This window comes from Streptomyces sp. SID5643, from assembly GCF_009872555.1.
In the GTDB taxonomy this organism is placed as follows: domain Bacteria; phylum Actinomycetota; class Actinomycetes; order Streptomycetales; family Streptomycetaceae; genus Streptomyces; species Streptomyces iakyrus.
Genome location: NZ_WWIC01000348.1, coordinates 23108 through 46916, shown reverse-complemented (window position 1 = coordinate 46916; position 23809 = coordinate 23108). Strand labels below are relative to the sequence as shown.

The window sequence follows — 23809 nt, the reverse complement described above, 5'->3', positions numbered from 1 at the left end:
AAGCAGGACGGCAAGCAGGACGGCAAGCAGGACCGGAAGCAGGACAAGGCCGAGCGGAAGAGCGACCGGCAGGCCGACCGGAAGGCAGATCGGCGGACCGGGAAGAAGGGCGTTCCCGCAACGTCCTGACCTGGGACTTCGCGTCCGCTGAAAATCTCCCGGCCGAGGGTGTGACGTTTTCGGCCGCCCCGGCGCAGTAATGAGTGAGCCGACTGGTCATCGGCCGTCGCACAGAGCCGGGGTTCCCCCCGTACCTACGGCTCGTGCACCTGAGCGCGGGCGGGACACGTTCCCCCGGTCCCGCCCGCGCCCCATCCTCCCTCTCCCCGCCGTCACCACGACACGACGACCTTGTCGCCGTTGCGGACCTGCGCGAACAGCTGTGCGATCGCCGTCTCGTCCCGCACGTTGACGCAGCCGTGCGACGCGCCCGCGTAGCCCCGGGCGGCGAAGTCCGCGGAGAAGTGCACGGCCTGGCCGCCGCTGAAGAACATCGCGTAGGGCATCGGCGAGTCGTAGAGCGTCGAGACGTGGTCGCGGGACTTCCAGTAGACGGAGAAGACGCCCTCGCGGGTCGGCGTGCCCCGCGAGCCGAACCGGACCGCCATCGTCGACACGGTCCGCCCGTCGACCATCCAGCGCAGCGTCCTGCTGGTCTTGTCGATGCAGAGCACCCGGCCGGCCCGGCAGCGCGCGTCCGGCGGGTCGGCCCGCTGGCCGCCCATCAGGTACAGGTCCCACCGGCCCGGCTCGCGCGTCATGCGCAGCAGCCGCTGCCAGGTGACGGCGTCGGCCTTCCCGGTGCGCGGCAGCCCGCGCTTGCCCTGGAAGCCGCTCACCGCCCGCTCCGTCGGCCCGTCGTAGGTGCCCGTCGGCCCGTCGAACAGCCAGGCGACCTGCCGCAGCCGGGCCTGTAGCTCCCGGACGTCCCGGCCGGTGTCGCCGCGGGACCACAGCACGCGGGGCGGGGCGGGGGCGGTACGGGGCTTGTCGTCGTCCGGCCGCGGCCCGGGGTCCGGCCTGCCGCCGTCACCGGCGGGTGTGCGGCCCGGGGACGGGGTGCCGCTGGGCAGCTCGATGTGCACCGGCGAGCGGCGCTTCCCCTCACCCTCGGGCGTCTGCACCGTGCAGCCGGTCAGCGCGGCCACCACGACGAGTCCCGCTACGAACGCTCTCCCCATGCCCGTGGTACGCACACGGCCCCCCGCTCGTCTCACCGGTGTGCCCGGATGTCACCTGAGATGTTCCCCGGGCGTGACCGGCCGCGAACCAAGGGGCATGGTGGTGAGGGAGGTCACTCTCAGCGGGAGGCAATCCACCATGGCGCGTGAGTCGGAGTCCCACCTGCCCATCGAGCCGGTCTACGGGCCGCAGGCCCTCCAGGGCTGGGATCCGGCGGAGAAGCTCGGAGAGCCGGGGGAGTTCCCGTACACCCGCGGTGTGTACCCGTCGATGTACACGGGCCGTCCCTGGACGATGCGCCAGTACGCGGGGTTCGGTACGGCCGCCGAGTCCAACGCCCGGTACCGGCAGCTGATCGCGCACGGCACGACGGGTCTGTCGGTCGCCTTCGACCTGCCCACCCAGATGGGCCACGACTCCGACGCCCCGATCGCGCACGGCGAGGTCGGCAAGGTGGGCGTGGCCATCGACTCGATCGAGGACATGCGGGTGCTGTTCGGCGGGATCCCGCTCGACCAGGTCTCGACGTCGATGACGATCAACGCCCCGGCGGCCCTGCTGCTGCTTCTGTACCAGCTGGTGGCCGAGGAGCAGGGCATCCCGGCGGACCGGCTGACGGGCACGATCCAGAACGACGTGCTGAAGGAGTACATCGCCCGGGGGACCTACATCTTCCCGCCGAAGCCGTCGCTGCGGCTGATCGCGGACATCTTCCGGTACTGCCGGGCAGAAATCCCGAAGTGGAACACCATTTCGATCTCCGGGTACCACATGGCCGAGGCGGGCGCCTCGCCCGCGCAGGAGATCGCCTTCACCCTGGCCGACGGCATCGAGTATGTGCGCACCGCCGTGGCCGCCGGCATGGAGGTGGACGATTTCGCCCCGCGGCTGTCGTTCTTCTTCGTGGCACGGACCACGATCCTGGAGGAGGTCGCGAAGTTCCGTGCCGCGCGGCGCATCTGGGCGCGGGTGATGCGTGAGGAGTTCGGGGCGCGGAATCCGAAGTCGCTGATGCTGCGCTTCCACACCCAGACGGCCGGGGTGCAGCTGACGGCCCAGCAGCCCGAGGTGAACCTGGTCCGGGTCGCCGTGCAGGGTCTGGCCGCTGTGCTGGGCGGCACGCAGTCGCTGCACACCAACTCCTTCGACGAGGCCATCGCCCTGCCCACCGACAGGTCGGCACGGCTGGCGCTGCGCACCCAGCAGGTCCTGGCCCACGAAACCGACGTGACCGCGACCGTCGACCCCTTCGCCGGGTCCTACGTCATCGAGAGCATGACCGACGGCCTCGAAGCCGCGGCCGTGGCGCTGATGGACAGGGTCGAGGAACTCGGCGGCGCCGTCGAGGCCATCGAACACGGCTTCCAGAAGAACGAGATCGAACGCAACGCCTACCGCATCGCCCGGGAAACCGACTCCGGAGAGCGGGTCGTCGTCGGCGTCAACCGCTTCCGGCTGGACGAGGAAGAGCCCTACGAGCCGCTGCGTGTCGACCCCGCCATCGAGGCCCGGCAGGCCGCAGGCCTGGCCCGCCTGCGCGCGGAGCGCGACCAGCCGGCCGTGGACGCGGCCCTGGCGGCGATGAAGAAGGCCGCCGAGGGCGACGACAACGTCCTGCACCCCATGAAGGAGGCCCTGCGCGCCCGCGCCACCGTCGGCGAGGTCTGCAACGCCCTGCGCGAGGTGTGGGGGGCGTACGTGCCGTCGGACGCCTTCTGACCGATGGCAGGGCCGGGTGTCGGACCCACGTGCGACACTCATGCACATGTTCGGCGTCGTTGATCTGCCCACCTATCTGGCGGGCCTCGTCCTGATCGTCCTGCTGCCCGGTCCCAACTCGCTGTACGTGCTGTCCGTGGCCGCCCGCCGCGGCGTGCGCGCCGGGTACCGGGGCGCCGCCGGGGTCTGGTGCGGGGACATGGTGCTGATGACCCTCTCCGCGGCCGGAGTCGCCTCGCTGCTCCAGGCGAACGCCGTGCTGTTCGCCGTCGTCAAGTACGCGGGGGCCGGATACCTGACCTGGCTGGCCGTCGGCATGCTGCGAGCCGCGTGGGGCATGTGGCGGGCCCGCGGGGAGGGGACCGCCGATGGCGAGGCACCCGCGCCGGCCGAGGAGCGGCCCTTCCGCCGCGCCTTCGTCGTCTCCCTGCTCAATCCCAAGGCGATCCTCTTCTTCGTCGCCTTCTTCGTGCAGTTCGTGGATCCGGCATACGCCTATCCCGCCCTGTCCTTCGTCGTGCTCGGCGCCCTCGCGCAGCTCGCCAGTGTGCTCTACCTCAGCGCGCTGATATTCGGCGGCACCCGGCTGGCCGCCGCCTTCCGCCGCCGCAGACGCCTGTCGGCGGGGGCGACCTCGGCGGCGGGTGCGCTCTTCCTGGGCTTCGCCGTGAAGCTGTCGCTGGCCGGTTCATAGGGCGGACCTGGACGAACCCGCCCGCCCGAGGGCCGACTTCGGCCCGTCGGCTCAGGCGGGCACCTGTCAGGACCGTTTCGCGCGGGCCCGGCGCACGGCGCGGGTGATCACGGGCGGCAGCAGGTCCTTGGCGAGCCGGCGGGCCCGGGAAGGAGCGGGCCGGGCCGGGCGCGCCGCGGCCGACTCGGCGACCGGGGGAGCGGGGGCCGGCGTGGCCACGGGCTCCACGTAGTGCCGTGAGGGCGGGAAGGGCGGCGGCTTCATGCCCCGCGAGCGGGTGCGGATCAGCCGGTGCCCGGCCGCCTCCTGCAGGCTCAGCCCGACGTCCGAGCGCTGCCGCAGCATCTCCAGCAGTTCCTCCTGGAGCGGTTCCGGATCGCCCCAGGTGGCGTACAGCTTCTGCGTGCTGAGACAGATCGGGCGCAGGCCCCGGTTGAGGACGGCCTCCCAGGCGGCGACGGCGACACCCGGGGTGTGTTCGGACCGGAAGTCGTCCAGGACCACGACGCCCTCGGGCAGCAGGATGTCGTGGGCCGCGCCGATGTCGCCGTACACGTGCTCGTACAGGTGCGAGGCGTCGATGTGGATGAAGCGGCAGGAGTCCGGGGCCACCTTCTCGTCCACCAGGGAGCTGGGGCCGGTGATCACCGTCGGCAGGGTGTCGTGGAAGGAGAGGTAGTTCCGCTCGAACGCCTGCTGGGTGAGCGAGGCGTACGACTTCGAGGACTCGGCCTTGTTGGCCTCGTCGGGGGCGTCGCCCTCGAACAGGTCGCAGACGGTGAACTGTTCGCCGTCCTGGAGGTGGTGGCCGAGGAGGATCGCGCTCTTGCCCATGTAGACGCCGAGTTCCAGCAGGTCGCCCCTTATGCCGGCCTTCTTCTGCTGTTCGAGGAACCAGGTGAACAGCGTCTGGTCCAGTGGCGGGAACCAGCCCGGGACGTCGGCGAGTTCACCGGGGGGCGTGTCGGTCGCTTGTGCGTTGGTCATGAGGCGAGCCTTCTCTCCGAGCGTTGCCCCGATCGACGGCCGGCTGAACGTCCCGTGAACAGGGTCAGCGGGTCTTCGTCAGGGCCGTCCGCAGCCGGGGCGTCAGCGGCTTCTCCACATACTTGTTCAGCAACCACGCCAGCAGCAGCATTGACGCCACCGTCAGCGCGAAGGTCACCCCTGAGGCCAGCCCCAGACCGCGGTGCAGGGCGTGGATCACCACCCAGCCGAGATGCTCGTGGACGAGGTAGAAGGGGTACGTCAGCGCGCCCGCGACCGTCAGCCACCGCCAGTTCACGCGGCCCAGCAGGCCCAGCGCGATCGCGGCGACCGCCACGAAGCCGAACGTCACGACGGCGATGATCCCGAACGAGGAGCGGTAGGAGAAGGCCTCAGGGTCGGGCGCGTGCCACAGCCCCTGCACCGCGTAGTGCTGGCCGATCAGCCAGCTGACGGCGACGATGGCCCACCCGTAGACGTCCCGCCGGTCGCGGTGCACCAGGTAGAGGCCGACACCGCCGATGAAGAAGGGCGCGTACTCGGGCATCAGGACGATGTCGAGCAGCGGCATCTGCGCGTTCTCCGCGATCACCGCCGCCAGCGTCCAGCCCGCGCAGAACATGATCACCCTGCGGCGGTTCGCTCCGGGCAGCACGACGCACAGGGCGAACAGGGCGTAGAAGCGGACCTCCGCCCACAGCGTCCAGCACACCCCGAGCACCCGGTCCACGCCGAGCGGCATCTGGAGCATGGTCAGGTTGACCAGGGCGTCGCTGGGCGAGACGGCCTTGTAGGCCACCACCGGCAGCGCGAACACCGCCGTGACGATGAGCACCGCCACCCAGTAGGCGGGCAGCAGCCGGGAGGCGCGGGAGGCGAAGAACGACGTCAGGGGCCGGCCCCAGCCGCTCATGCAGATCACGAACCCGCTGATCACGAAGAAGACCTGGACGCCGAGGCAGCCGTAGGCGAACAGCGAGTGCAGGGTGGGGAACTGGTCCCGGGGCGAGGTGCCCCACGCCTCGGCGACCTCACCGCCGCGCCCGCCGTAGTGGTACAGCGCCACCATCAGCGCGGCCACCAGCCGCAGTCCGTCGAGGGCGCGCAGCCGGCCGCCGGAATCCCTTCTGCGCCGCGGGACGGTCGTGGCGCCCGGTGGGTCGACCGGCACGGTGACACCGGTCTGGGGCTTGCGGGGGCTGACGACCGTCTCGGTCACGCTGGAAACCTCTGTGTGGCTCGTATGTCCTCTGCCTGAGCCGCCTGTGGCGGGCGCCTGTCACCCTAGGACGAGAGTTGACGCAACTGCGTTCGATGGCGACAGGGTTCGCCCGCCGGTCTCCATGGGTTCATCCGGATGTCGCCGGGGGACGGGACGCCGGGCGGGACCGGCTCCGGAGAGCTCAGCGGCGTACCGCCTTGCGCAGGGCTCTGGCCCGCCGTACCACCTGGCGTGCGGTGGCATTGCGCGGCAGGAACGCCAGCCGCTGCGGGATGCCGCCGGGCAGCCCGAGCGCGGTCAGGCGGCGCTTCTTGAAGTAGCGCCGGGTGCGCGGCCCGAGATGCCGGGCGAGGAACTGCTCGGCCTGCGGACGCAGCTCAGGGTAGATCTGCGGCTGCATGGTGAACCCGAGGGCCGTGACGAGGGCGGGCAGCCGCTCGGCCGCCAGGAGGTCACCGTCCGTGTCGTTCTCCAGGTCGGGCAGCAGCGCGTCCGCCAGGGCGGTCGGCACCCGGTTGCTGTTCTGATACGGCGTCAGCCGCTCCAGCAGCAGCTCGGTGCCGATGCGCGCGGCCGGCAGGTCGTAGAACGCCGAGGCCGTGAACAGCGCGGTCGAGAAGCAGCCGACGACCAGCGCGGGCCGGGACCGGTCGAACAGCACCTCGGCGAGCACCGGCGTGTCCAGGACCGTGAGGTCCACACCGAGCTTCTCGGCCTCGGTCTCCAGGACACGGCTGTAGCGGGCCGGTGCGCTCGGGTGGGGCTTGAAGACGACCGTGCGGTGGCCGCGGGCGACCGCGCCCCGCATCATCCGCACGTGCAGGTCCTCTTCCTCCTCGGGGGAGAGGACGTTCAGCGCGGACAGGTACTGGCCGAGCAGCAGCGCCGAGTCACCGGGCACGTCCGGCAGTTCGGGCACGGTCTCGGTGACCTCGCCGAGCACCTTCAGGAACGCGGGCGTCGGCACCAGGTGCGCCGGCACGCCGAACTCCGTGAGCAGCACCGGCGTGAGCCCCGGCACCAGATCCAGGTGCAGCAGCCGCCGCACGCGCGTGCCGACCAGCGGGTCGAGCTTGTTGCGCGTGGGGCCGTAGCTCATCAGGCCGTCGGCGTAGACGTCGATGGGCGCGTCGGTGAACAGCTGGGCCAGCGTCAGGGCGGGCGGTACCTGGATCGACTCCAGCACCAGGCTCACCCGGTCGTCGCCGAGGCCCCACAGCAGCCGCAGGTAGCGCTCGAAGAGGGGGATGTCGTCGGAGCGCGGCGCCCAGGCCCCGGGGTGGAAGGGGCGGATGGCCTCGTTCCAGGACAGCACCTCGTCGAAGTGCTCGCGCAGCGGGGCGAACCCCGGCATCTCGTCGAGGGCCGGAGTGGTCTCCGGGGTCGTGACGTTGTTGAACACCAGCAGCACCCGGCGGTCCGGCTCCTCGAAGAGGCCCGAGTCGATCGCGGCGGCCAGGGTGGCGACGCCGTACAGCGTCGAGGCGCAGAAGATCTGAGTGGTCCCGGGCATCAGGCGGCCGCTCCCGTCGTGGTGACCCGGCGCCGCAGCCGCCGCAGCTTGGACGAGCGGTCCATGTCCATGGCCTCCAGTGCGTCGGCGAGCGCGTCCTGCGGCATGCGCCTGATGGCAGCCGCGCTCATCGACCGCAGCTGCCTGGCCACGGCCGGTTCGAACCTCTCCTCGTTGGAGAGGTGGTGGGCGATGATCGCGCAGTAGGTGCGTACCGCCTTCGGCAGCAGCCGGTCGGCATCGCGGTCCGCGGCCGTCTCCTCGATCACCTGGTCGAAGGCGCGGATGAAGTCGAGCTGGCGGACGTCGCCGATCTGGGTCAGGGACGAGGCGACCCCGCGCCGGTAGAACACGCCCAGCAGGCTCACCACGGCGAACGACTCCGCCTCGCGGTGCAGCTTCCAGATCCACGGCCGGTCCTCGGCCGTGCGCAGCCCGTCGGTGAAGTGGAGCAGGCCCTGGTCCACCAGGCGGCGGTGGTAGGCGCCGGCCCAGGCGTAGGCGTAGTCGACCGAGGTCGAGCGATGGGCGGGCAGGATCGCCTCGCGCGGGCTGAACACCTCCCAGCGCCTGCCGATCGGCACCCTGCTCACGGAACGGGCCCGGGCGGTGGCCTGCACATGGTCGGTGCGCACGAAGTCGCACCCCAACTCGTCCATCGCGGACACCAGTTCGGTGAAGTAGCCGGGGGCCAGCCAGTCGTCGCCGTCCAGGAACGTCAGGTACTCGCCCTGCGCCGCGTCCAGGCCGGTGTTGCGGGCGGTGGCGAGCCCACCGTTCTGCTCGTGGCGGATGTACCGCACCTGGGCGACATCCGAAAGCTCCTCGGCCGCTCGTTCGAGAATGGCCGGAGTTCCGTCCTTCGAATGGTCGTCGACCAGGATGAACTCGAAATCACGGTCGGCGTTCAACCGAAGGCTTCTGAGGGTGTCCGGGGCATATTGCTGCACGTTGTAGAACGGCACGATCACGGAAAGCTTAGGCACCCGCAAAACGTTAGGAGCCCGCCCGGCAGTGGAACTTTCCGATGAAGGTACACCGGGTGAACTCCATGTGTCAGAACGGTGCACCCCGTGTACTTCCCGCCTTCCAGCAGGCCAGTTCGGCTCTCGGTGGGCTGTTGTTAACTTTTCGTTGAGTCGCGGTTCCGCCATACCTAGGATTCGCTTCCTAGCGTCTTCGGCGTGCCAGTAAGTACACCGAAGCGCCCGCGAATCGCGGTCCTCGCGGACTCCGACACCCGATGGAAATGGGGTGCGCTGACCGCGGACCGCATCGCCCCGGGACCGTCCATGGAAACCGCATCGCGGGAGGGCGCGCAAGTCCGCCCCCGCCTCGACGGATTCCTGCTGCGCGGCCGGGCGACGCCCACCCCGCGCCAGCTTCAGGAAGTGGGCGTGCGCGCCGACTCACTGCGGGAGGTCACCGCCGTCGAGTTCCTGCGTGCCATGGCCGAGGAGTCCTACGACGTCCTGGTCCTCTCCCTCGTGGGCGGCGGTGTGCAGGCGATGCTGCACGGCCTGAAGCACGCCTGGCAGGACCGAACCGCTCGGCCCGTCGTCGTCACCGGCTACGTCGGCGTCGTCTATGAGAAGCTCGCCGACGGCCTGCTGCTGCGGCACGGCGCGGACCTCGTCCTCGCCAACTCCCGCCAGGACGCGGACCGTTTCCGGGCCGTGTACGAAGGGGTCGGCGCGGACGCGTCGGCGGTGACCGAGGTGGCCCTGCCCTTCCTCGGCGGCGCGCCGTACGAAGGCGAACACGACCCCTGCACGGTCGTCTTCGCCGCCCAGCCCTCCGTCCCGGAGAGCCGCAAGGACCGTACGTACCTGCTGAACCGGCTGGTGCAGCACGCCCGCCGGCACCCCGAGCGTGAGGTGCTGCTGAAGCTGCGCTCCAAGCCCGGCGAACACACCACCCACATCGAGGAGTTGCCGTACCAGAAGCTGGTGCAGCGCCTCGAACCGCCCGCCAACTTCCGCCTGGTGTACGGCAACATGGGCGAGGTCCTGGACCGCACCGACCTGCTGGTGACGGTCAGCTCCACGGCCGCCCTGGAGTCGCTGCACCGACGGATCCCCACGGTCGTCCTGACCGACCTCGGCATCCGCGAGTCGCTCGGCAACCACCACTTCGTGGGCTCCGGCTGCCTCGCCTCCTGGGACCAGCTCGACGCCGGGCACCGGCCCGTGCCCGACGAGGAGTGGGTCTCCCGCCAGGGCGTGGCCGCGGACGGCTCCTACGACTCCGCCTTCGACGCGGCCCGGGGCCGCATCGCCGCGCTGCTCGACCGGCCCGGTGGCCTGCCCCCGCTGGACCCGTACTACACCCCCGTCACCGCGCCCGGCTATCTGCCCGGGATCCTCGCCCGCCACCACCTCGGCCCCGACGGCGCCCCGCTGCCGGGCGCGCCCGCCGCCGACAAGGACCCCGGACCGGTCCGGCAGATCGTGCGCCGGGCGGCGCGCGGCGCCTACCGGCACGGCGTGCAGCGCGTGGCGCCCGTCATCCGGCGGATGGGCGAGCTGTGAGCCGCCCCGACACCCCTGCCCAAGGAGAAGACCCCATGTCCCGACCGGAAACGGGCCGAGGTGCCTCCGTGCGCCGCGTGCTCGCGGTGATCCCCGCACGCGGCGGCTCCAAGGGCGTGCCCGCCAAGAACCTCCTCCCCGTCGGCGGCGTCCCGCTGGTGGCGCGGACGGTGCGCGAGTGCCGCGCGGCCCGGCTGGTGACCGACGTCGTGGTCTCCACCGACGACCAGGCCATCGCGGCCGCCGCCCGGGAGGCCGGCGCCGAGGTCGTGCTGCGGCCCGCCGCCATCGCCGGCGACACCGCCACCTCCGAGGCCGCCGTCCTGCACGCCATGGACGCCCACGAGGCCCTGCACGGGGCGGTCGTGGACGTGGTCCTGCTCGTGCAGTGCACCAGCCCGTTCATCGTCCGCGAGGACATCGACGGGGTCGCCGGCGCGATCGTCGAGAACGGCGCCGACACCGCCGTCACCGTCGCGCCCTTCCACGGGTTCGTCTGGCGCGACGCCGACGACGAGGTGGCCGCGGGCAGCATCTCCGAGGCCGACGCGGCCCTCGGCGGCGGCTACGGCGTCAACCACGACAAGTCCTTCCGGCCCCGCCGCCAGGACCGCCCGCAGGACCTGCTGGAGACCGGCGCCGCCTACGCCATGGAGGCGACCGGCTTCCGCAAGCACCAGCACCGCTTCTTCGGCCGTACCGAACTGGTCCGCACCGACCCCGCGCGCGTGCTGGAGATCGACGACCCGCACGACCTCGCCCGCGCCCGGGCCCTCGCCCCGCTCTTCGACGCGGACCGGCCCGGCGCCCTCCCGACCGCCGACGACATCGACGCGGTCGTCCTCGACTTCGACGGCACCCAGACCGACGACCGGGTGCTCGTCGACTCCGACGGACGGGAGTTCGTCTCCGTGCACCGCGGAGACGGACTCGGCATCGCGGCCCTCCGCAGGAGCGGCCTGAAGATGCTGATCCTGTCCACGGAACAGAACCCTGTGGTCGCCGCCCGGGCCCGGAAGCTCAAGCTCCCGGTCCTGCACGGCATCGACCGCAAGGACCTCGCGCTGAAGCAGTGGTGCGAGGAGCAGGGCATCGCGCCGGAGCGCGTGCTCTACGTCGGCAACGACGTCAATGACCTCCCGTGCTTCGCCCTGGTGGGCTGGCCCGTGGCGGTCGCGAGCGCCCACGACGTCGTGCGCGGCGCCGCACGCGCGGTCACCACCGTCCCCGGTGGCGACGGCGCGATCCGAGAGATCGCCAGCTGGATCCTCGGCCCCTCTCTCGATTCCCTCACCAAGTAAGGACATCTCTGCCATGAGCACCAACTCCCGTATCCGCCGGTTCGGTTCGCGCGAGGTCGGCCCCGGCCGCCCGGTCTACGTCTGCGGCGAGATCGGCATCAACCACAACGGCGAGCTGGAGAACGCCTTCAAGCTCATCGACGCCGCCGCCGAGGCCGGCTGCGACGCCGTCAAGTTCCAGAAGCGCACCCCGGAGATCTGCACCCCGCGCGACCAGTGGGACATCGAGCGCGACACGCCCTGGGGCCGGATGACCTACATCGACTACCGCCACCGCGTGGAGTTCGGCGAGGACGAGTACCGCGCCATCGACGACTACTGCAAGTCCAAGAACATCGACTGGTTCGCCTCCCCGTGGGACACCGAGGCCGTCGCCTTCCTGGAGAAGTTCGACGTCCCGGCCCACAAGGTCGCCTCCGCCTCCCTCACGGACGACGAGCTGCTCCAGGCCCTGCGCTCCACCGGCCGCGCGGTGATCCTCTCCACCGGCATGTCGACGCCGAAGCAGATCCGCCACGCGGTGGAGGTCCTCGGCTCCGACAACATCCTGATGTGCCACGCCACGTCGACCTACCCGGCCAAGGCCGAGGAGCTCAACCTGCGGGTCATCAACACCCTCCAGCAGGAGTTCCCGAACGTCCCGATCGGCTACTCCGGCCACGAGACCGGCCTGCAGACCACCCTCGCCGCGGTCGCCCTGGGCGCCACCTTCGTCGAGCGCCACATCACCCTCGACCGCGCCATGTGGGGCTCGGACCAGGCCGCCTCCGTCGAGCCGCAGGGCCTGACCCGTCTCGTCCGCGACATCCGCACCATCGAGGCCTCCCTCGGCGACGGCGTCAAGAAGGTCTACGAGTCCGAGCTGGGCCCGATGAAGAAGCTGCGCCGCGTGGCCGGCGTGGTCGCCGAGGCGGAGATCGCCACGGCCGCGGGCGAGCCGGTCGGCGTCTGAACGCACCACCTCCACAACCCCCCTTACGACGGGACGGTCGTACGTCGATGAGCCCCCGCGCCGGGAACGCCGGCCCCCACACTCTCGCCTTCGTCGAGAGCCCGGTACAGCTGCTGAACGTGCTGGAGTGGGCGCACGCGCACGCCCCCGGCGTGGGGCTCACCCTCGTGGTGCTGTCGCCCCGCGACCCGATGACGCGCGGCCAGCTGCGGCGGATGTCCGACCTGGCCCGCGACGAGGGGCACGAGGTCCGCTGGGAGGAAGCGCGCGGCGGCCCCCTGGCGCCCTTCCGGACCATCGGCGGCCTGACCGGCCTGCTCCGCAGGGCACGCCGGGTCGTCCTGGGGGACCCCTTCTCCCGCTACGTCCAGCTGCTGCTGACGATCACCCATGCCCGTGACCTGGTCGTCGTCGACGACGGCACGGCGACCATGGAGTTCGTCGGGCAGCTGGCCCGGGGCGAGCGGCTGGTGCGCTGGCACCGCAAGGGCGGTCGCCCCGGCCCCCGGGACGTGATCTTCGCGCCGGTGTCGGCCTCGGCCCGCCGCCGCCTGACCCCCTCCGGCAGCCGCCGCATCGAGATCTTCTCCTCCATGCCGATGGAGGAGACCCCGGCGGGCGTCACGGTCGGCGCCAACACCTTCGCCTGGACCCGGGCCCGCTTCGGCCCGCCCCGCATCACCAAGGGCGCCGACCTGGTGGGCACGTCCCTGGTGGAGACCGGTGTGGTGGACGACGGCCGCTACCTGGAGGCCGTGCGCGCCCTGGCGAAGACCCACGGCGCCACGCGCTACTTCGCCCACCGCCGCGAGAGCACCGACAAGCTCCACCGCCTCGCGGTCGAGACGGGCCTGGAGATCGTCAGGCCCGAGCTGCCCCTGGAACTGATCGCCCGCCGCGGCCCCATCGGCCGCACCATCCTCAGCTTCCCCTCCACGGTCGTCCACACCCTGCCCCTCGCCCTGTCCGGCACGGAGGTCCGCGTGGCGGTCTGCGACATCGACCCGGCCTGGCTGACCGACAGCGCCTCGCCACGCGCCCAGGGCTTCCTGTCCGGCGTCACGGGCACGGCCCGGGACGTCCACCGGCTGTCCCCGACGGCCACACCGAAGCCGGCCGGCCCCACGGAATCGGCGGGCACGGCGGGCTTCACGGCCCCACCGGGCCCGGTAGGTCCGACCGGCCCGGCCGCGACGCCCGGGGCCGCCGGCGCGGTGGCCGCGGGTTGAGGCGACCCCGGCGGATCGGTCACAGCGGCCGCCGGAGGCCGGTGCCCGCACGCCGGCCTCCGGCGCCGTGCGGGCCCGGTGAACGCCCCGGGTCATGGCCGTCCGGGAAGCCGAGCGGATCCGACGAGGCCGGATCTGCACGCGTGCCCGGCCTTGCCCGCGCCGGTACCGTGCGGTCGCCGTGGCCGGGCCGCTCGCGTCGCGCGGATCCGTCCGGCCACCGTCCCGCCCGGCAGGTGCGGCCGGGGACGCGGAGCCGACTCGCCTGCGCCGCGCCGCGTCCGGCCGGTCAGCCGGAAGCCGCGTCGGTGGCCTGCACCGGAGCTGCGGGCGCCTGGTCCGTGACAGGCGCACCGGCCGGCGCCGGCCGGCGCGCCAGCAGGAACGCGCGCGGCATCTTCTCCTCGCCCTGCGGCGCGCGCAGCACCCGGGCGTACATCTCCAGGCCCGCCGCTTCGAGGTGCGCGGCGACCGTGTCCGGCGTGCGCCAGTAGTAGTCGAGCGAGATCTCCCGGCCGTAGCGCTCGGTCAGGCGCTGGTGCCCGTCCTCGTCCCCGGACTGGAAACCGAGCAGCACGGGAGCGCCCGGCAGCAGGACCCGGCGGAACCCGGCGAAGACGGACGGCAGGTGAGCGTCCGGCACATGGATGATCGAGTAGAGCGCGACGATGCCGCCCAGCGTGTCCTCCGGCAGGTCCAGCGCCGTCATCGAACCGACGTGGAAGCGCAGCTCGGGGTGCGTCCGGCGGGCCAGGGCCACCATGCGGGGCGACATGTCGATCCCGAACACCGGCAGCCCGGCCTCGTGCAGCCGGGCCGTCACGTACCCCGGACCGCTGCCGATGTCCGCGACCGGCGGCCCGGCCGTCCCGGCTGCCCGGACCAGCTCCACGAAGGTCGTCAGCAGGGCCCGCTCCAGTGGTCTGCCGGCCAGGCTGTCGGGGTGTTCGGCGGCGTAGGCCTCGGCGATGGAGTCGTACGAGGCCTGCGTGGACTGTAAGAAATCGGGGGAGCGCACGGCGCGCAGACTAGCGGGGCGCTCGTCCGGCAGATGAACGAGCCCGTGTTCGCCGCGCAGAGCGTGGTATCCGTGGAGAGGATGGATGGATACCGGAGCCGTGGCACTGGTGTGTTCGAAGTCACACTCCGGGAGATGGATGGCCCGCCCAGGCCCAAAAGGCAGGCGAGCATACCCATCTCACTTGATAGCTATGCGTCCGGCGGTCATATTTTCTTCCCCTTTCGGGTTGAAGTTTTGTTGATCCAGGGTCGGTCGACCGCCTCGGCGCCCTACCCTTCAAAGGGTGAAGCCACTGATGTCACTGGAGTCCGAGGTCGATCTTCCCGGCGGAGCCGTACTTCCCGGTGCACTGCCCGACGCCCTGCGGGCCGAGCTCATCGCGTTCCGACGCGACATGCACATGCACCCGGAGCTCGGCAACCAGGAGTTCCGCACGACCGCCGCCATCAAGGAGCGGCTCGAGCGGGCGGGCCTCAAGCCGCGCGTGCTCGCCGTGGGGACCGGCCTCGTCTGTGACATCGGCGTGGAGGGCGAGCAGTGGGACGGCGGTCCCAGCATGCTCGCCCTGCGGGCCGACATCGACGGCCTGCCCATCCCGGACACCAAGACGGAGTGCCCGTACCGCTCGACCGTGCCCGACCGGGCGCACGCCTGCGGCCACGACGTGCACACCACCGTCGTCCTGGGTGCCGGCCTGGTCCTCGCCGAGCTGCACCGGCAGGGCGCGCTGCCCCGTCCCGTCCGGCTGATCTTCCAGCCCGCCGAGGAGGTGCTGCCCGGCGGCGCCGCCGACGCCATCAAGAGCGGGGCACTGGAAGGCGTCGGCGCGATCATCGCCTTGCACTGCGACCCCCGCGTGGACGCCGGAAAGATCGGGCTCCGCGAGGGCCCCATCACCTCCGCCTGCGACCGGCTGGAGATCGGCCTCGACGGCCCGGGCGGCCACACCGCCCGCCCCCACCTCACGACCGACCTGGTCACCGCCGCGGCCCGCGTCGTCACCGACGTGCCCGCGCTGGTCGGCCGTCGCTTCGACAGCCGCAGCGGACTCGCCATCACCTGGGGCCGCGTCGAGTCGGGCCACGCGCCGAACGTGATCCCGCAGCACGCCGAGCTCTCCGGCACCGTGCGCTGCCTCGACATCGAGGCGTGGCGGCAGGCCCCCGACGTCGTGGTCGCGGCGATCGACGAGGTCGCCAACCTCCACCGCGCCAAGTCGGAGATCAACTACGTGCGCGGCGTCCCGCCGGTCGTCAACGAGCCCGGCGTCACCGAACTGCTGCGCGAGGCCATGATCGCCCGGCGCGGCGTCGAGTCCGTGGAGGGCACCGAGCAGAGCCTCGGCGGCGAGGACTTCTCCTGGTACCTGGAGCACGTCCCCGGCGCGATGGCCCGCCTGGGCGTCCGCACCCCCGGCGAACGCCACGTGCGCGACCTCCACCAGGGTGACTTCGACGTCGACGAGTCCGCCATCACGGTAGGCGTGGAACTCTTCACAGCCGCAGCCCTGGTCAACGGCCTCCGCTAGGCACCCACCCGGAGGAACCCGACCTGGGATTCCGGCCATTGTGCCGGGGCGGCGGTCTCCGACCGTCTTTGGGGACGCGGGGAACGGCGTGACCAGCCACGACGCCCCCGCCCACGGCCACGGCCACGGCTTCAGGCCCCGCGCCCCGGCGCCCCGGCGGGCGGGGCCCTGCCCTTCGCCGGGGCCGAGGGGAAGCTGACCGTCTTTGGGGGCGCGGGGAACGGCGTGACCAGCCACGACGCCCCCGCCCACGGCCACGGCCACGGCTTCAGGCCCCGCGCCCCGGCGCCCCGGCGGGCGGGGCCCTGCCCTTCGCCGGGGCCGAGGGGAAGCTGACCGTCTTTGGGGGCGCGGGGAACGGCGTGACCAGCCACGACGCCCCCGCCCACGGCCACGGCCACGGCTTCAGGCCCCGCGCCCCGGCGCCCCGGCGGGCGGGGACCTGCCCTTCCCCGGGGCCGAGGGGAAGCTGACCGTCTTTGGGGGCGCGGGGAACTGCGCGACCAGCCACGACGCCCCCGCACACGACCCATGACCCCAGCACCCCGGGGCAACCGGACACCCCCCCACAACGCCCCCCGGTTGCGAGCGGCGCAGCCCCACGGCAGCCTGGAGCGCGTGGCGAGGTAGACACGCGCCGTGTCCCCGAGTACACCTTTCGACCCCGTTCGATCCCGTGGTTCACAAGGGCGTAACCGGCCATCGGCACGAATGGATAACGGCCCCGCGGCGAACCGTTCCCAGGAGTGTCTACGCGCGTTAATGTGCGCCGAACCGAGCACCCACTGCGGGGCTTTGGAGAATGGGGAACTTCAGATGCGTCGGATTTCCAAACTGACCCGCGTCGCGGTGGGGGTCGCGTCGCTCGGGCTCGTCGCCACGGCCTGCGGCGGCACCAGCAGCGACAGCGGCGACAGCGACAGCAGCGAGCGCGGCGTCGCGATCGCGTACGACGTCGGCGGCAAGGGCGACCAGTCCTTCAACGACGCCGCCTACGCCGGCCTGACCAAGGCCAAGGACGAGTTCGGCTACAAGACGGCCGACATCGAGCCCACCGAGGGCGAGACGGACGCCGACAAGGAGCAGCGCCTGGCCTCCCTGGCCAAGCAGGGCTACAACCCGGTCATCGGCGTCGGGTTCGCCTACGGCCCGGCGATGAAGAACGTGGCCGCCAAGTACCCGAAGACCACCTTCGGCATCGTGGACTCCGTGGTCGAGGGCAAGAACGTCGCTTCCCTCGTCTTCGCCGAGGAGCAGGCCTCGTACCTCGCCGGCGTCGCCGCCGCCAAGGCCACGAAGTCGGACGTCGTCGGCTTCGTGGGCGGTGTGGACATCCCGCTGATCCACAAGTTCGAGGCCGGCTACAAGCAGGGCGTGGAGGACACCAAGCCCGGCGTCCAGGTCCTGTCGCAGTACCTGACCCAGACGGCTGAGGAGGGTGGTTTCTCCAGCCCGGACAAGGGCAAGGCCGCTGCCGAGGGCCAGATCGAGAAGAAGGCCGACGTGCTCTACGCGGCCGCCGGCCTGTCCGGTCAGGGCGTGATCGAGGCCGCCGCCAAGGCCAAGGTCTGGGCGATCGGCGTCGACTCCGACCAGTACAAGCAGGCCGCTCTGGCCCCGTACAAGAACTACATCCTCACGTCCGCGCTCAAGGACGTCGGCGGAGCGGTCTACGCGCTGTCCAAGTCGGTCCAGGACGGCAAGCCGCTGACCGGCACCAAGACCTTCGACCTGAAGGTCAACGGCGTGGGCCTGTCCGAGTCGAACCCGGAGTTCGCCAAGGTCGCGGGCCTCAAGGAGGCCGTGGACAAGGCGAAGCAGGGCATCGACGACGGCTCCATCAAGGTGAAGACCGAGTAGTACCGCCCCCGGAGGCGGCAGAGCGGGCGGACACCCCAGGGTGTCCGCCCGCTCTGTGCTTCCCGTACCGGCGCACGCTCCCCGGCTGCCGGATGAACTCGCCGTGCCCCCTTCCGAATCGCCGCCCGCCCGCTGCCCGGCCGCAGCCGACGACGCACAGGGCACACGCACACGCCGATGCCGGGCCCCACCCCGCGCGAACCGGCACAGGACCGGCCCGGCGCGGATCCGACCGGATCACCCAGCGCCACCCCCCGTTTGCGGTCGGCAACGCCCCGGCCAAGGCCCGGTGATGGCTTGGCCACGGGCGCATAACAAGGTGGACAGAAGGGGTTTTCAGGCAGGTCTACGCGCGTTAATCTGCGGCGAAGCCAGCGCTGAAGCTGAACCGTCCCGGCGCTGTGCGACCTCGTTGTACGACAGGAGCACCCACACATGCGCCGGATTTCCCGGATCACGGTCGCAGGCGCAGCGACCGCCTCCCTGGCCCTCGCGCTCTCCGCCTGCGGCGGCACCTCGACCTCCGCCGGGTCGTCGGACTCGAAGGGCGACAAGGGTCTCGCCATCGCCTACGACGTCGGCGGCAAGGGCGACCAGTCCTTCAACGACGCCGCGTACGCGGGCCTGGAGCAGGCGAAGAAGGAGTTCGGGTACCAGACGGCCGACGTGGAGCCCACCGAGGGTGAGACGGACGCCGACAAGGAGCAGCGCCTGGCCTCCCTCGCCAAGCAGGGCTACAACCCGGTCATCGGTGTCGGCTACGCGTACGCCTCGGCCGTGAAGGGTGCTGCCGAGAAGTTCCCGGACACCACCTTCGGCATCGTCGACGACTCCACGATCAACACCAAGAACGTGGCCGACCTGGTCTTCAACGAGGAGCAGGCCTCCTACCTGGCCGGCGTCGCCGCCGCCAAGACCAGCAAGAGCAAGGTCGTCGGCTTCGTGGGCGGTGTGGACATCCCGCTGATCCACAAGTTCCAGGCGGGCTTCGCGCAGGGCGTGAAGGACACCGACCCGAAGGTCAAGGTGCTCTCCCAGTACCTCACCCAGACGGCCGAGGAGGGCGGTTTCGCCAGCCCCGACAAGGGCAAGACGGCTGCCGAGGGCCAGATCGAGAAGAAGGCCGACGTCGTCTACGCGGCCGCCGGCCTGTCCGGCCAGGGTGTCATCGAGGCCGCCGCCGCCAACAAGGTGTGGGCCATCGGTGTCGACTCCGACCAGTACCAGCAGGAAGCCCTCGCCAAGTACAAGGACTCCATCCTGACCTCGGCGATGAAGGACGTCGCCAAGGCGGTGTACAACCTGGCGAAGTCGGTCGAGGACGGCAAGCCCGAGACCGGTATCGTTCGTGGCGATCTGAAGACCGGCGAAGTGAGCCTGTCGAACTCCAACCCGAAGTTCGCGGACAACGCCGAGCTTCAGGCAGCCATCAAGACGGCCAAGGAGAAGATCATCAGCGGCGAGATCAAGGTCAAGAGCAGCTGACGAGCGACTGCCTCGAAGCAGGCGGTAACCCCCGGGGTTACGTCCGCTCGACGGGGTACGGGGAGCTGCTCCTCGTACCCCGTTGCCGCGGGGCGTCGGCCCCTTTGTATGCCGTAGGGGCGCTACGCGCGTAGACGACCCCCGTCCCCAGGAGAGTGCGCCATCAAAGCGTCCAGCAGCCCTCCGGCCGGAGCGGCGGTCAACGAATCGGTGACCGCCGTCGAACTCGCCGGGATCACCAAGCGTTTCCCCGGGGTCGTGGCCAACCACGACATCCACCTCACCGTCCGCAAGGGCACCGTGCACGCCCTCGTCGGCGAGAACGGCGCCGGCAAGTCGACGCTGATGAAGATCCTCTACGGCATGCAGAAGCCGGACGAGGGCACCATCGCCGTGAGCGGCGAGCAGGTCAGCTTCTCCTCGCCGGCCGACGCCATCGTGCGCGGCATCGGCATGGTCCACCAGCACTTCATGCTCGCCGACAACCTCACGGTCCTGGAGAACGTGGTCCTCGGCAGCGAGAACCTCTACGGCATCGGCGCCAAGGCCCGCCGCAAGATCAAGGAACTCTCCGAGCGCTACGGCCTCGGCGTCGAGCCCGACCTCCTCGTCGAGGAGCTCGGCGTCGCCGCCCGCCAGCGCGTGGAGATCCTCAAGGTCCTCTACCGCGGCGCCACCACCCTCATCCTCGACGAGCCGACCGCCGTGCTCGTGCCGCAGGAGGTCGACGCCCTCTTCGCCAACCTGCGCGAACTGCGCTCCGAGGGCCTGTCGGTCATCTTCATCTCCCACAAGCTCGGCGAGGTGCTCTCCGTCGCCGACGAGATCACCGTCATCCGCCGCGGCACCACCGTCGGCACGGCCGTCCCCGCCGAGACGACGCCCCGTCAGCTCGCCGAGATGATGGTCGGCAGCGAGCTGCCCACGCCCGAGACGGCCGAGTCCACGGTCACCGACCGGCCGGTGATCAGCGTCGACAAGCTGCGCCTGGCGGCCCCCGGCGGCAAGGCCCTCCTCGACGACATCAGCTTCACCATCCACGCGGGCGAGGTCCTCGGCATCGCCGGCGTCGAGGGCAACGGCCAGACCGAGCTCGTCGACGCCCTCATCGGCCTGAGGTCCGCCGACACCGGCACCATCCGGCTCGCCGACGAGGAGATCACCGCCTGGCCCACCCGCCGCCGCCGCGAGCAGGGCATCGGCTACATCCCCGAGGACCGGCACCGCCACGGCCTCCTCCTGGAGGCACCCCTCTGGGAGAACCGCATCCTCGGCCATGTCACCGAGAAGCCGCTGGCCAAGGGCGTCTGGCTGGACCCGAAGGCGGCCCAGGAGGACACCCGGCGGATCGTCACGGAGTACGACGTCCGCACCCCCGGCATCGACGTCACCGCCGCCTCCCTGTCCGGCGGCAACCAGCAGAAGCTGATCGTCGGCCGCGAGATGAGCCACAAGCCGCGCTTCCTCATCGCCGCACACCCCACCCGGGGCGTGGACGTCGGCGCCCAGGCCGCCATCTGGGACCACATCCGCGAGGCGCGCCGCGAGGGCCTGGCCGTGCTGCTGATCTCCGCCGACCTGGACGAGCTGATCGGCCTGTCCGACACGCTGCGTGTGATCTACAACGGCAAGCTGGTCGCGGACGCCGACCCGGCCACCATCACCCCCGAGGAGCTCGGCTCGGCCATGACCGGTGCCGCCACCGGTCACCTGGAGCACGACGACACCCCCGAGATCTCGAAGGCCGACGCCCCCGAGTCTCCGGAAGACGAGGCCCGCTGATGAAGAAGTTCGACAAGGAGCGCCTGCTCCTCGCGGTGGCCGGACCGGTCATCGCGCTGGCCGTGGCCTTCGTCCTGAGCGCGATCGTGCTGCTCGCCTCGGGCAAGAGCCCCTTCGAACCGTTCGCCCTGATGTTCGAGCAGCTCGGCTTCTCCGACATCCAGGTCCTGATCATCAACCAGGCCTCGATGTACTACATCGCGGCCCTCGCGGTGGCCATCGGCTTCCGGATGAACCTGTTCAACATCGGCGTCGACGGCCAGTACCAGCTCGGCGCCATGATGGCCGCCATCGTCGGCGCCCACGTGAACACGCCCGCCGCGATCCAGGTCCCGCTGCTGCTCCTGACGGCCGTCCTCACCGGCGCCTTCTGGGCCGGCATCGCCGGTGTCCTCAAGGTCACCCGCGGCGTCAGCGAGGTCGTCGCCACGATCATGCTCAACGCGATCGCCACCTCCGTGATCGCCTACCTGTGGCTGCCGGACGTCTTCGGCGTGAAGGTCGGCAACAACAACACCACCGGCGAGATGTACGAGTCCGGCTGGATCCCCGGCATCCCCATCGGCGCGGCCGGCGAGATCTACGGCCTGGTGCTGCTCGCCGTGCTGCTCGGCATCGGCTACTGGGTCGTCCTCAACCGCACCCGCTTCGGCTTCGACCTGCGCGCCTCCGGCGCCTCGCAGACCGCCGCCGCGGCCAGCGGCGTCGACCCCAAGCGCATGGTGCTCAGCGCCATGCTGATCTCCGGCGGCATCGCGGGCCTCGCCGGCCTGCCGATCCTGCTCGGCGACACCCACACCTACAGCCTGAACTTCCCCACCGGCATCGGCTTCCTCGGCATCGGCATCGCCCTGCTGGGCCGCAACAGCCCCGTCGGCATCGCCTTCGCCGCCCTGCTGTGGGCCTGGCTCGACAAGGCCTCGCCCGAGCTCGACTTCCACGGCTACGACAAGGAGATCGCGGTCATCATGCAGGGCCTGATCGTGCTCTCGGTCGTCGTCTCCTACGAGGCCGTCCGCGAATGGGGCCTGCGCCGCCAGCAGCGCCGCGTCGGTGCCGAACTCGCCGCCGGTCACGTCCTCGGCGCCCAGAACACGAAGGAGGTGGCTGGCCGATGACCACCGCGACCGACGTCAACCAGCCCTCGCTGCAGCCCGCGGCGCCGACCGGCCGACGCCTGTCGTGGCCCGTCCTGCTGCTCGTCATCGCCGGAGGCCTGGCACTCACCTCGATCGTCCGGATCATCACGGGCGCCGACGGCATCACCAACGTCAGCCAGATGTCCACCGCGCTCCAGCTCGCCGTGCCGATCGGCCTCGCCGGTCTCGGCGGTCTGTGGGCCGAGCGCGCGGGCGTGGTCAACATCGGCCTCGAAGGCATGATGATCCTCGGCACCTGGTTCGGCGCCTGGGCCGGCTTCCAGTGGGGGCCGTGGACCGGTGTCCTGGTGGGCATCGCCGGCGGTGCGATCGGCGGTCTGCTGCACGCCTTCGTCACCGTCACCTTCAACGTCAACCACATCGTCTCCGGTGTGGCCATCAACATCCTCGCCCTCGGCGCCACCCGCTACCTCGCGCCCCTCGCCTTCGAGGGCCACACCGGCGGCTCCGCCAAGCAGTCCCCGGCGGTGGAATCCCTCGGGAACTTCACGGTCCCCGGACTGTCCGACGCCCTGCGGGACCTCAACGCCCACGGCTGGTTCCTGATCTCGGACCTCGCCGGCCTGCTCGGCGGCCTCGTCACCAACGTGTCCTGGCTGACGCTGATCGCCGTCGCGCTGATCCCCGCCACCTGGTGGATCCTGTGGCGCACCGCCTTCGGCCTGCGCCTGCGCTCCTGCGGCGAGAACCCGGTGGCCGCCGAGTCCCTCGGCGTCAACGTCTACAAGTACAAGTACATCGCCGTCGTCATCTCCGGCGGCCTGGCCGGCCTCGGCGGTGTGTTCCTGTCCATCGTGGCCAACCCCTTCTACCTGGAGGGCCAGGTCAGCGGACGTGGCTTCATCGGCCTGGCGGCGATGATCTTCGGCAACTGGATGCCGGGCGGCCTCGCCCTCGGCGCGGGCCTGTTCGGCTACACCGACAGCCTCAACCTGCGCGGTGGCTCCGCCAACGTCCACGCCCTGCTGCTGCTCGGCGCGCTGCTGCTGATCATCGGCGCGATCTGGCTGGTCGTCCGCAAGAAGTACGTCCCGGCCGTGTGCACGCTGGTCGCCGGAGCCCTGGTGTTCGCCTGGTACGCGACCACCGACGAGGTCCCGAACCAGGTCGTCTCCGCCACGCCGTACGTCATCACCCTGGTCGTCCTCGCCCTGTCCGCGCAGCGGCTGCGGATGCCGAGGGCGAACGGCATGCCGTACCGGAAGGGGCAGGGCAAGTGACCGGCGCCGGTCCCGCCGTCGACTGGGAGAAGCTGCGTGCGGTGGCCCGGGACGCCATGTCCCGGGCGTACGCCCCCTACTCCGGCTACCCGGTCGGCGTGGCGGCCCTGGTCGACGACGGCCGGATCATCTCCGGCTGCAACGTCGAGAACGCGTCGTACGGACTCGGCCTGTGCGCCGAGTGCGGCCTGGTGTCGGAGCTGCACAACACCGGCGGTGGCCGTCTGACGCACTTCACCTGCGTCGACGGCAACGGCGACACACTGGTCCCGTGCGGGCGCTGCCGCCAGCTGCTCCACGAGTTCGGCGGCCCGGACCTCCTGCTGGAGACCCCCGCGGGGGTCCTGCCGCTGTCCGCGATGCTGCCCCAGGCCTTCGGCCCGGACCACCTCAGCAAGTAACCCCCGTGCGGCCCCTCTGAGT

19 protein-coding genes are annotated in these 23809 nt (G+C 71.3%); 13 read left to right on the top strand and 6 right to left on the bottom strand.

Annotation, left to right across the window (positions count from 1 at the left end; translation table 11 throughout):
• Positions 1–332: 332 nt before the first annotated feature.
• Positions 333–1181 carry a L,D-transpeptidase family protein gene (locus GTY56_RS36970; RefSeq protein ID WP_161369637.1) on the bottom strand — a complete coding sequence of 283 codons (849 nt, stop codon included), beginning with the start codon at positions 1179–1181 and terminating at the stop codon, positions 333–335.
• Between the two features lie 139 nt (positions 1182–1320).
• On the opposite strand from GTY56_RS36970, the gene GTY56_RS36965 reads away from it, so the two are divergent.
• On the top strand, positions 1321–2901 hold the full coding sequence (locus GTY56_RS36965) for an acyl-CoA mutase large subunit family protein (protein WP_161369636.1): 1581 nt from the start codon (positions 1321–1323) through the stop codon (positions 2899–2901).
• Between the two features lie 46 nt (positions 2902–2947).
• Positions 2948–3595, top strand: coding sequence for a leucine efflux protein LeuE (gene leuE, locus GTY56_RS36960; RefSeq protein ID WP_161369635.1), 648 nt, complete (start codon positions 2948–2950; stop codon positions 3593–3595).
• A gap of 66 nt (positions 3596–3661) precedes the next feature.
• Here leuE and GTY56_RS36955 read toward each other — a convergent pair whose 3' ends face one another.
• The 4 genes from GTY56_RS36955 to GTY56_RS36940 form a co-directional block, all read right to left on the bottom strand.
• Positions 3662–4582: a class I SAM-dependent methyltransferase gene (locus tag GTY56_RS36955; protein WP_161369634.1), complete on the bottom strand. Its 921-nt coding sequence runs from the start codon at positions 4580–4582 to the stop codon at positions 3662–3664.
• A 64-nt stretch (positions 4583–4646) separates the two neighbouring features.
• Positions 4647–5801: an acyltransferase family protein gene (locus tag GTY56_RS36950; protein WP_161369633.1), complete on the bottom strand. Its 1155-nt coding sequence runs from the start codon at positions 5799–5801 to the stop codon at positions 4647–4649.
• A 184-nt stretch (positions 5802–5985) separates the two neighbouring features.
• Positions 5986–7317, bottom strand: a complete 1332-nt coding sequence (locus tag GTY56_RS36945; protein ID WP_161369632.1) for an alpha-2,8-polysialyltransferase family protein — start codon at positions 7315–7317, stop codon at positions 5986–5988.
• A complete protein-coding gene (locus GTY56_RS36940; RefSeq protein WP_161369631.1) occupies positions 7317–8303 on the bottom strand; it encodes a glycosyltransferase in 987 nt (328 codons plus the stop codon). The genes GTY56_RS36945 and GTY56_RS36940 overlap by 1 nt, the downstream gene beginning before the upstream one ends.
• A gap of 198 nt (positions 8304–8501) precedes the next feature.
• On the opposite strand from GTY56_RS36940, the gene GTY56_RS36935 reads away from it, so the two are divergent.
• The 4 genes from GTY56_RS36935 to GTY56_RS36920 are packed head-to-tail and all read left to right on the top strand — an operon-like array spanning position 8502 to position 13330.
• Positions 8502–9848, top strand: a complete 1347-nt coding sequence (locus GTY56_RS36935; RefSeq protein ID WP_346345665.1) for a DUF6716 putative glycosyltransferase — start codon at positions 8502–8504, stop codon at positions 9846–9848.
• A gap of 35 nt (positions 9849–9883) precedes the next feature.
• Positions 9884–11149, top strand: coding sequence for an N-acylneuraminate cytidylyltransferase (locus GTY56_RS36930; RefSeq protein ID WP_161369629.1), 1266 nt, complete (start codon positions 9884–9886; stop codon positions 11147–11149).
• 13 nt (positions 11150–11162) lie between these two features.
• Positions 11163–12101, top strand: coding sequence for an N-acetylneuraminate synthase family protein (locus GTY56_RS36925; protein WP_161369628.1), 939 nt, complete (start codon positions 11163–11165; stop codon positions 12099–12101).
• Positions 12102–12148: 47 nt separating this feature from the next.
• Positions 12149–13330, top strand: a complete 1182-nt coding sequence (locus GTY56_RS36920) for a ferritin family protein (RefSeq protein ID WP_161369627.1) — start codon at positions 12149–12151, stop codon at positions 13328–13330.
• A 289-nt stretch (positions 13331–13619) separates the two neighbouring features.
• On the opposite strand, the gene GTY56_RS36915 is transcribed toward GTY56_RS36920, so the two are convergent.
• A complete protein-coding gene (locus GTY56_RS36915; RefSeq protein ID WP_524540182.1) occupies positions 13620–14348 on the bottom strand; it encodes a class I SAM-dependent DNA methyltransferase in 729 nt (242 codons plus the stop codon).
• A gap of 298 nt (positions 14349–14646) precedes the next feature.
• Here GTY56_RS36915 and GTY56_RS36910 point away from each other — a divergent pair, with 298 nt between their 5' ends.
• The 7 genes from GTY56_RS36910 to GTY56_RS36880 all read left to right on the top strand — a co-directional run bounded on the left by GTY56_RS36910 (position 14647) and on the right by GTY56_RS36880 (position 23787).
• Positions 14647–15879, top strand: coding sequence for a M20 family metallopeptidase (locus GTY56_RS36910; RefSeq protein WP_161369639.1), 1233 nt, complete (start codon positions 14647–14649; stop codon positions 15877–15879).
• A gap of 816 nt (positions 15880–16695) precedes the next feature.
• Positions 16696–17739, top strand: a complete 1044-nt coding sequence (locus GTY56_RS36905) for a BMP family lipoprotein (protein WP_161369626.1) — start codon at positions 16696–16698, stop codon at positions 17737–17739.
• A 435-nt stretch (positions 17740–18174) separates the two neighbouring features.
• Complete coding sequence (locus tag GTY56_RS36900) at positions 18175–19224, top strand: BMP family lipoprotein (protein ID WP_161369625.1); 1050 nt, start codon at positions 18175–18177, stop codon at positions 19222–19224.
• 210 nt (positions 19225–19434) lie between these two features.
• Entirely contained in the window at positions 19435–21006 is a 1572-nt protein-coding gene (locus GTY56_RS36895) for an ATP-binding cassette domain-containing protein (RefSeq protein WP_161369624.1), read from the top strand.
• Positions 21006–22124: an ABC transporter permease gene (locus tag GTY56_RS36890; protein WP_161369623.1), complete on the top strand. Its 1119-nt coding sequence runs from the start codon at positions 21006–21008 to the stop codon at positions 22122–22124. Before GTY56_RS36895 ends, GTY56_RS36890 begins: the two co-directional genes overlap by 1 nt.
• Entirely contained in the window at positions 22121–23386 is a 1266-nt protein-coding gene (locus GTY56_RS36885; protein WP_161369622.1) for an ABC transporter permease, read from the top strand. The genes GTY56_RS36890 and GTY56_RS36885 overlap by 4 nt, the downstream gene beginning before the upstream one ends.
• A complete protein-coding gene (locus tag GTY56_RS36880; RefSeq protein WP_161369621.1) occupies positions 23383–23787 on the top strand; it encodes a cytidine deaminase in 405 nt (134 codons plus the stop codon). The genes GTY56_RS36885 and GTY56_RS36880 overlap by 4 nt, the downstream gene beginning before the upstream one ends.
• Positions 23788–23809 lie beyond the last annotated feature (22 nt).

What these genes read in the sequence shown, in the direction of transcription:
- GTY56_RS36970 (WP_161369637.1), bottom strand. Translation starts at nt 1,181, where the DNA reads ATGGGGAGAGCGTTCGTAGCGGGACTCGTCGTGGTGGCCGCGCTGACC.
- GTY56_RS36965 (WP_161369636.1), top strand. Translation starts at nt 1,321, where the DNA reads ATGGCGCGTGAGTCGGAGTCCCACCTGCCCATCGAGCCGGTCTACGGG.
- leuE (WP_161369635.1), top strand. Translation starts at nt 2,948, where the DNA reads ATGTTCGGCGTCGTTGATCTGCCCACCTATCTGGCGGGCCTCGTCCTG.
- GTY56_RS36955 (WP_161369634.1), bottom strand. Translation starts at nt 4,582, where the DNA reads ATGACCAACGCACAAGCGACCGACACGCCCCCCGGTGAACTCGCCGAC.
- GTY56_RS36945 (WP_161369632.1), bottom strand. Translation starts at nt 7,317, where the DNA reads ATGCCCGGGACCACTCAGATCTTCTGCGCCTCGACGCTGTACGGCGTC.
- GTY56_RS36930 (WP_161369629.1), top strand. Translation starts at nt 9,884, where the DNA reads ATGTCCCGACCGGAAACGGGCCGAGGTGCCTCCGTGCGCCGCGTGCTC.
- GTY56_RS36925 (WP_161369628.1), top strand. Translation starts at nt 11,163, where the DNA reads ATGAGCACCAACTCCCGTATCCGCCGGTTCGGTTCGCGCGAGGTCGGC.
- GTY56_RS36920 (WP_161369627.1), top strand. Translation starts at nt 12,149, where the DNA reads ATGAGCCCCCGCGCCGGGAACGCCGGCCCCCACACTCTCGCCTTCGTC.
- GTY56_RS36910 (WP_161369639.1), top strand. Translation starts at nt 14,647, where the DNA reads ATGTCACTGGAGTCCGAGGTCGATCTTCCCGGCGGAGCCGTACTTCCC.
- GTY56_RS36905 (WP_161369626.1), top strand. Translation starts at nt 16,696, where the DNA reads ATGCGTCGGATTTCCAAACTGACCCGCGTCGCGGTGGGGGTCGCGTCG.
- GTY56_RS36900 (WP_161369625.1), top strand. Translation starts at nt 18,175, where the DNA reads ATGCGCCGGATTTCCCGGATCACGGTCGCAGGCGCAGCGACCGCCTCC.
- GTY56_RS36890 (WP_161369623.1), top strand. Translation starts at nt 21,006, where the DNA reads ATGAAGAAGTTCGACAAGGAGCGCCTGCTCCTCGCGGTGGCCGGACCG.
- GTY56_RS36885 (WP_161369622.1), top strand. Translation starts at nt 22,121, where the DNA reads ATGACCACCGCGACCGACGTCAACCAGCCCTCGCTGCAGCCCGCGGCG.